At 72.1% G+C, this 8043-nt stretch carries 5 protein-coding genes; all 5 read left to right on the top strand.

Annotation, left to right across the window (positions count from 1 at the left end):
* Window positions 1–669 (top strand): purine-nucleoside phosphorylase (locus FDZ70_04240; protein TLM78482.1); only part of this gene is annotated, 669 nt, incomplete at its 5' end.
* A gap of 63 nt (window positions 670–732) precedes the next feature.
* The gene (locus FDZ70_04235) at window positions 733–1992 is read left to right on the top strand and encodes an adenosylhomocysteinase (GenBank protein ID TLM78481.1); all 1260 of its coding nucleotides are present in this window, start codon (window positions 733–735) and stop codon (window positions 1990–1992) included.
* Between the two features lie 223 nt (window positions 1993–2215).
* Complete coding sequence (locus FDZ70_04230; GenBank protein TLM78480.1) at window positions 2216–5434, top strand: tandem-95 repeat protein; 3219 nt, start codon at window positions 2216–2218, stop codon at window positions 5432–5434.
* A 21-nt stretch (window positions 5435–5455) separates the two neighbouring features.
* Window positions 5456–6838, top strand: coding sequence for an S-methyl-5-thioribose-1-phosphate isomerase (mtnA, locus tag FDZ70_04225; protein ID TLM78479.1), 1383 nt, complete (start codon window positions 5456–5458; stop codon window positions 6836–6838).
* Between the two features lie 13 nt (window positions 6839–6851).
* Window positions 6852–7775, top strand: a complete 924-nt coding sequence (locus FDZ70_04220; protein TLM78478.1) for an AEC family transporter — start codon at window positions 6852–6854, stop codon at window positions 7773–7775.
* The last annotated feature ends 268 nt before the right edge of the window (window positions 7776–8043 follow it).

The raw sequence follows: 8043 nt of genomic DNA, 5'->3' as shown, positions 1-8043 counted from the left end.
GATCACCGGCACGCGCGCCTCGCCGGCGTGCAGGGGCATCAGGGGCGCTTCGTGTTCGGGCACGCCGGCGAGGCGCGCGTGCCGGTGATCTGCTCGGTCGGGCGCCTGCACCTGTACGAGGGCCACAGCGCCGACCGGATCGCGCTGCCCGTGCGCGCGGCGCGCCTGCTCGGCGCCGAGGCGCTCGTCGCCACGAACGCGTCGGGCGCGGTGTCGGACCGCGTGTCGCCCGGCGACATCATGCTCGTCACCGACCACGTGAACCTCACCGGCGCGAGCCCGCTGACCGGCCCGAACCTCGCCGAGCTGGGGCCGCGCTTCCCGTCGATGGCGGGCGCGTACACGCCCCTGCTCGCGGAGCGCGCGCGTGAGGCCGCAGGCGAGCTGGGGGTCGACCTGCGCGAGGGCGTGTACGCGGCGATGCCCGGCCCCGCCTTCGAGACGCCCGCCGAGGCGCGCATGCTCGCTGCGCTCGGCGCCGACGCCGCCGGGATGTCCACCGTGCCCGAGGTGCTCGCCGCGCGCCACGCCGGGATGAGCGTGCTCGCGCTGTCCGGCGTCACGAACACGGCCGGCTCGCCGGGTGGCCACAACGAGGTCCTCGCCACCGCCAAGCGCATCGAGCACGCGATGGAGCGCCTGCTGGTTGCTATACTGTCCCGGCTGTAGACCCCCGCAGCGGCGTGGCCTCGCGCCGCCGCGCGCACCGCATCGCTCACGAAGGAGACCCCCATGGACCATCACGTCAAGGACATGGCACTCGCCGACGCAGGCAAGGCGCGCATCGAGTGGGCCGACGCCGACATGCCCGTGCTCGCGTCGATCCGCGAGCGCTTCGCGGCCGAGAAGCCGCTCGACGGTATCCGCGTCTCGGCGTGCCTGCACGTCACGACCGAGACCGCGAACCTCATGCGCACCCTGCAGGCCGGCGGCGCGGACATCGTGCTGTGCGCGAGCAACCCGCTCTCGACGCAGGACGACGTCGCTGCCGCGCTCGTCCAGCACTACGGCATCCGCACCTACGCGATCAAGGGCGAGGACGCGGACACGTACTGGAGCCACATCGACGCGGCCATCGACCACGCGCCGCAGATGACGATGGACGACGGCGCGGACGTGGTCGGGCGCATCCACGCCGAGCGGCCCGAGGCGCTCGCCGGCATCATCGGCGGCACTGAGGAGACCACGACCGGCGTCATCCGCCTGAAGGCCATGGCGGCCGACGGCGCGCTCAAGTACCCGATCGTGTCGGTCAACGACGCCATGACCAAGCACCTGTTCGACAACCGCTATGGCACCGGCCAGTCCACGATCGACGGCGTCATCCGCGCCACGAACCGGCTCATCGCCGGCCGCACGGTCGTCATCTCCGGCTACGGCTGGTGCGGCAAGGGCGCCGCGATGCGCGCGAAGGGCCTCGGCGCGAACGTCATCGTCTGCGAGATCGACCCGCTCGTGGCGCTCGAGGCGGTCATGGACGGCTTCCGCGTGATGCCGGCCGTGGAGGCCGCCGCCGAGTGCGACGTCTGGATCACGGTCACCGGCGACATCAACGTCATCGACACGCCGATGTTCGACGCGATGAAGGACGGCGCCATCATCTGCAACTCGGGCCACTTCAACGTCGAGATCAACATCGCGCACCTGCGCGAGGTCGCGACCTCCGTTCGCGAGGTGCGCCCGCTCGTCGAGGAGTTCGTGCTCACCGATGGCCGCAAGATCTTCCTGCTGGCCGACGGCCGGCTCGTGAACCTCGCGTGCGCCGAGGGCCACCCGGCCAACGTCATGGACATGTCCTTCGCGAACCAGGCGCTGTCCGCCGAGTACATGGCCGCGAACGCCGCCTCGCTGGAGGCGGGCGTCTACCCGGTGCCCGAGGAGATCGACAAGATGATCGCGCGCGTGAAGCTCGAGACGCTGGGCGTGAGGATCGACACGCTCACCGAGGAGCAGGCGACCTACCTCGCGAGCTGGCAGGAGGGTACGGTCTAGGCCGGCCGAACGCGCGAGCCCACGGGAGGCCCCGCCCGAGTGTGGGGCCCTCGCGCGTCCGGGCGCGTGATACGATTCGTCGTGCCATCGGCGCCCTTTGACGCGAGAGCCGGGTCCGTCGGGGCCGGTGGCGCCAAGGAGGTTTCGGCTGGCCCGGGCGCGGGTGGGAGCGAAGCGTAAGGCGTCCGTCGGGCGCGACGGCGTGGACAGAAGAGGGTGTGCGATGAGCGTCGCGTCGTCCGCCGGTGTCCGTCGTCCGGGTCGCGCCGGGGTGCGCCGCCGCACCGCTCTCCTGTTCGCCGGGTGCACGTTCGCGATCGCATTCCTGAGCGCATCACCCGCCTTCGCGGCCGCGCCGGTCGCCGTCGATGACCCGGGGTGGAGCCAGATCCGGAAGCTCGCGGCCGTCGATTGCACGACGGACGACTTCTCCGGCTGGTCCGTCGCCGTCTCCGGCGACGCCGCTCTTGTCGGCGCGCCCTACGACGACAACGCGAACGGTCTGAACGCCGGCTCGGCGCACGTGTACATGCGCACGGGAGGGGTGTGGTGGCAGATCGGGAAGCTCACGGCCGCCGATGGCGCGCCGGGAGACCTCTTCGGCTACTCCGTCGCCGTCTCCGGCGACATCGCTGTTGTCGGTGCGCCCTACGACGACACCGCGGCAGGCGCGAACGCCGGCTCGGCGCACGTGTACGCGCGCTCGGGCGGGGTGTGGAGCCACGAGGCGACGCTCACGGCTGCCGACGGCGCGGCGGACGACCGCTTCGGCTACTCCGTCGCCGTCTCCAGCGACACCGTCGCCGTCGGCGTGCCCTGGGACGACATCGGGAGTGCTTCGAACGCCGGCTCGGCTCACGTGTACGCGCGCTCGGGCGGGGTGTGGAGCCACCAGGCGACGCTCACGGCTGCCGACGGCGCGGCGGACGACTTCTCCGGCTGGTCCGTCGCCGTTTCCGGTGGCACCGCCGTGATCGGCGCGCCCTACGACGACACCGCGGGGGGTCCGGACGCCGGCTCGGCGCACGTGTACGCGCGCTCGGGCGGGGTGTGGAGCCACGAGGCGACGCTCACCGCCGCCGATGGCGAGGGGGGCGACCAGTTCGCCTACTCGGTCGCCGCCTCCGGCGACACCGCCGTGGTCGGTGTGCGCTACGACGTCACGGCGGGCGGCGCGGGCGCCGGCTCGGCGCACGTGTACGTCCGCTCGGGCGGGGTGTGGAGCCATGAGGCGACGCTCACGGCCGCCGACGGAGCGGCGGGCGACCAGTTCGCCTACTCGGTCGCCGCCTCCGGCGACACCGCCGTGGTCGGCGCGCCCTGGGACGACACCGCGGCAGGCGCGAACACCGGCTCCGCCTACTGGTACGGAGGGTTGAACTCGCCGATCACCACCGCCGAGGACACGCTGCTCGCCGTCCCCGCGCGCGGCGTGCTCGCGAACGACACCGACGCCGACGGCGACTCCATCACCGCCACGCTAGTGGCCGGTCCCTCGCACGGCAGCCTGGTTCTCTCGGCAGCGGGAGGGTTCGCGTACGACCCGGACGCTGACTGGAACGGCACCGACTCCTTCACCTATCGCGCGTACGGTGGGGCGGCCTACTCCGCAGCGGCGACGGTCACCATCGTGGTGACGCCGGTGAGCGACGCGCCTGTCGCGTCCGACGACTCCACGAGCACGCCCGAGGACACCGCCAAGCAGATCGCCGCGCTCGCGAACGACACCGACGCCGACGGCGACATGCTAGCGGTCGGCTCGTTCACGCAGCCCGCACATGGCGTGGTGACGTCGACCACGAGCGGGTTCGACTACACGCCGACCGCGGACTGGAACGGCGCCGACACCTTCACCTATCGCGCCTCTGACGGCACGACGTATTCGGCGCCGGCTACGGTCACGATCGTGGTGACGCCGGTGAACGACGAGCCGGTCGCGTCCGATGACTCCACGAGCACGCTCGAGGACGCCGTCAAGGCCATCGCCGCGCTCGCGAACGACACCGACGTGGACGGCGACACGCTCACGGTCGGCTCGTTCACGCAGCCCGCGCATGGCGTGGTGGCGTCGACCACGAGCGGGTTCGACTACACGCCGACCGCGGACTGGAACGGCACCGACAGCTTCACCTACCGCGTCTGGGACGGCGCGGCGCTTTCGGCGCCGGCCACCGTCACGATCGTGGTGACGCCGGTGAACGACGCGCCTGTCGCGTCCGACGACTCCACGAGCACGCCCGAGGACACCACCGTGACCGTTCACGCGCCCGGAGTGCTCGCCAACGATTCCGACGCCGACGGCGACTCCATCACCGCGACGCTGGTGGCGGGAGTCGGCCACGGCACACTTGCGCTTTCCGCCGACGGCGGCTTCACCTACGCCCCTGCCGCGGACTGGAACGGTACCGACAGCTTCACCTATCGCGCCTTCGACGGTACGGTCTACTCGAACACGGCCACGGTCACGATCGTGGTGACGCCGGTGAAGCACGCGGTGCGCCTCGCCGGCGCCGACCGCTACGCCACGGGCCTGGCCATGTCGCGCTCGACGTTCGCGACCGGAACGTGCACCGCGGTCGTCATCGCAACGGGCAAGAACTACCCCGACGCGCTGGGCGCCGGCGGGCTGGCCGGAGCGGCGAACTGCCCGATCCTGCTCGTGAAAGACAGCTTCGACGCGACCACGAAGGCCGAGATCCAGCGACTCGTCTCCGGGCATACGACCTACACGGTCTACATCGTCGGGGGTACCGCGGCGGTCGCCCAGTCCATCCAGGACGCGATGGCCACCCAGTTGACCGGAGAGAGCATCGTGCGGCTGGCCGGAGCCGACCGCTACGCCACGGCCGTGCAGGTGTGCGCGCGTGTGCGGTCGGTGAAGGGCTCGGCGTTGCAGAAGGCCTTCATCGTCACGGGCGCGAGCTTCCCCGACGCGCTGCTGGCCAGCCCGCTCGCGTACCGCAACAAGTGGCCGATCCTGCTCACGAACAACAACGCCACGGTCAACACGAACGTGAAGAACGCCCTCGTGTCCGCGGGTGTCACAAACGCCTACGTCATCGGCACGACCACGTCGGTCACCGACGCGTCCAAGTCCGCCATCGACGCGGGACTGTCCGGCACCGTCACGCGCGTGGCTTCGGCGACGGACGCGTACGCGCAGTCGGTCGCGGTCGCTTCCTGGGCCACGGCGAACCTCGGGTCGACGTGGGACCTCGTGGCCGTCGCCACGGGCCAGAACTACCCCGACGCGCTCGCGGTCGGCCCGGTGCAGGGGTCGTCCAACGCGCTCATCCTGTTCACGCACACCACGACGCTGGATACCGTCGTGCGCAACGCACTTGCCGCCCACGCGGCCGAGATCAGCACGGTGCGCTTCTGCGGCGGGCCCGCGGCGGTGACGGACGCGGTCCAGGCCGCGGTGATGGCGGCGGTGGAGTAGGGCAGGGCCTCAAGCGATTCGATGAAGGGCGGCTCCGAAGGCGGAGTCGCCCTTCTCTCGTATACTGTCCGCGCACGTCACCCGCACCCGAGCTACCAACGGAGCCGCCGCATGGGCATCGAGAACATCCCGCGCACCATCTGGTGGGAGGACGGCCGCGTCCTGCTCGTCGACCAGTCGCGCCTGCCGCTCGTCGGCGACGTGCTCGTCTGCGAGGCGTACTCGGGCGTCTGCCAGGCGATCGCGACCTTGGCGGTGCGCGGGGCGCCCGCACTCGGCGTGGCGGCCGGGCTCGCGCTGGCGGTGTGGACCGTCAACGAGACGCAAGGCTACGAGACGGTCGAGGACTACCTGAACGGACTCGCCGATGTGGCCGCCGATGTAGCCGCCACCCGTCCCACTGCGGTGAACCTCGCGTGGGGCGCCGCCCGCGTGCTGCGGCTCGCGCGCGACAACGCCGACCTGCCACTCGCGGAGCTCAAGGACCTGGTGGTCGCCGAGGCGCTGGCGATGGAGGCCGAGGACGAGGCGCGGTGCCGCGCGATCGGCGAGCACGGGGCCGCGCTGCTGCCCGAGGGCGCCCGCGTGCTGACGCACTGCAACGCCGGCTCGCTCGCGACCGCGTACTTCGGCACCGCGCTCGGCGTCATCTTCACCGCGCACGAGGCCGGCAAGGTCGCGCACGTGTGGGTCGACGAGACGCGTCCGGTCCTGCAGGGCGCGCGCCTGACCGCCTGGGAGCTCGGGCGCGCGGGCGTGCCGCACGCGCTCATCACCGACAACATGGCCGCCTGGGTCATGAGGCAGGGCGGCTGCGACGCCGTGATCGTCGGCGCGGACCGCATCGCGGCCAACGGCGACACCGCCAACAAGATCGGCACGTACGGGCTGTCGGTGCTGGCCAAGGAGCACGGCGTGCCGTTCTACGTCGCCGCGCCGACCTCGACGGTCGACCTGACGATGGCGACCGGCGAGCACATCCCCATCGAGGAGCGGAATCCCGAGGAGGTCGCGGGCGTGACGTGGTCGGCCGTCTTCGACGCGCCGAGCGCGCAGGCGACCTCGCTGCTCGACGCCATGACCGCCGACACGGGCGCGTTCGCGCTCGACGTGGGCGCCGGCCACAAGCTCGAGATCTCCCGAAAGGGCGGCGGCTATCGCTTCGACGGATGGGCGCGCATCTCACCGGTCGGCGTGCCGGTCTACAACCCGGCGTTCGACGTGACGCCCGCCGCCAACGTCACCGCGATCATCACCGAGAACGGCGTGGCGCGCCCGCCGTTCGGCGAGTCGCTGGCCGAGCTGTGCGCCGGGTCGGGCTCGATGCACGAGCTCGGCGACGTGCTTCCGCGGGTCGCCGAGGCCGACGCGGACGCCGCCGACGCCGGCGAGCCGGGCGAGTAGCCGGGAGCGCGCCGTGTCCTTCTCGGTGCTCGCCGTCGCGATCGCGAAGCTGCTGGCGCTGGTGGGCGTCGGCGTCGCGCTGCGGGCGACGGGGCTGGTCAAACGCGAGCACGCGAAGGCGCTCAACGCCGTCATCGTCTACGTCGCGCTGCCGGCGATGATCTTCCGGGTGGTGTACCAGGCGCCGCTGTCCTGGGAGGTCGTGCGCGTCGGCGGGATCGCGCTGGGGACCTCACTGGTGTGCTTCGCGGTGGCGTGGGCGCTCGCCCGCTCACTCAGGCTGCCGAGGGGCACCGAGGGCGGCTTCATGATCGTCGCGGCGATCGGCAACACCGGCTACATCGGCTATCCGGTGACGCAGATGCTCCTCGGCGAGCTGGCGCTGTCGCGCGCGGTCTTCTACGACGTCTTCGGCACGGTGGTCATGCTGTGCACCGTCGCCATCGCAGTCGCGGCGCGTTTCGGCGACCACGAGGAAGAGCGCGTCTCGGTCGTGCGCGAGCTGTTCACCTTCCCGGCGATGGTCGCGCTGCTGGCCGCGCTGGCGGCGCGGCTCGTCCCGTGGCCCCAGGCCGTTGAGACCCCGGTAAGGGATTGGTTGGTGCTCGCCGGTACGATGGTGGTGCCGCTGATCATGATCTCGCTGGGGCTCACGCTGTCGGCCGAGGGGTTCCGCAGCGCCCCCGTGGCGCTCGGCGCGTCGGCAGGCGTGAAGCTGGCGCTGTCGCCGGCGATCGCGCTCATGGCTGCGCTGCTGCTCGGCGAGCACGAGTCCCTGCGCCTCGTGGTGCTGCAGGGCAGCATGCCGTCCGCGATGCTGCCGCTCGTCATCGGCGAGCGGTTCGGGCTCGACACCGAGTTCATCGCCTCGGCGATCCTGACCACGACGGTGCTGTGCGTGGTGACGATTCCGCTCGTCCAGTTGCTGCTGCGCTAGAGGGCCCGCCGCCCTCCGCGAGAAGGAGGGCCCGCGACATGCCGATCCACCTGCTCGAAGGTCTCGCCGAGGCCCTCTCGCCCACCCGCTGTGCCGGCTGCGAGCTGCCCGGCGCGCTCCTGTGCCCCGCGTGCGCCGCCGCGCTCCCGCGCGTCGAGCGCGCGTGCCCCCGCTGCGGTGCGCCCGCGTCCGCTCGCTCTGCGGACGGCTGCCGGGAGTGCGCGGGGCGCGAGCTCGCGTTCGCGGGCGCAGCGTGCCTCGGCACGCT

Source organism: Actinomycetota bacterium (assembly GCA_005774595.1).
Classification (GTDB): Bacteria; Actinomycetota; Coriobacteriia; order Anaerosomatales; family D1FN1-002; genus D1FN1-002.
Note: the sequence above shows the minus strand (reverse complement) of the source record. Positions and strands in the feature narration are given on the sequence as shown.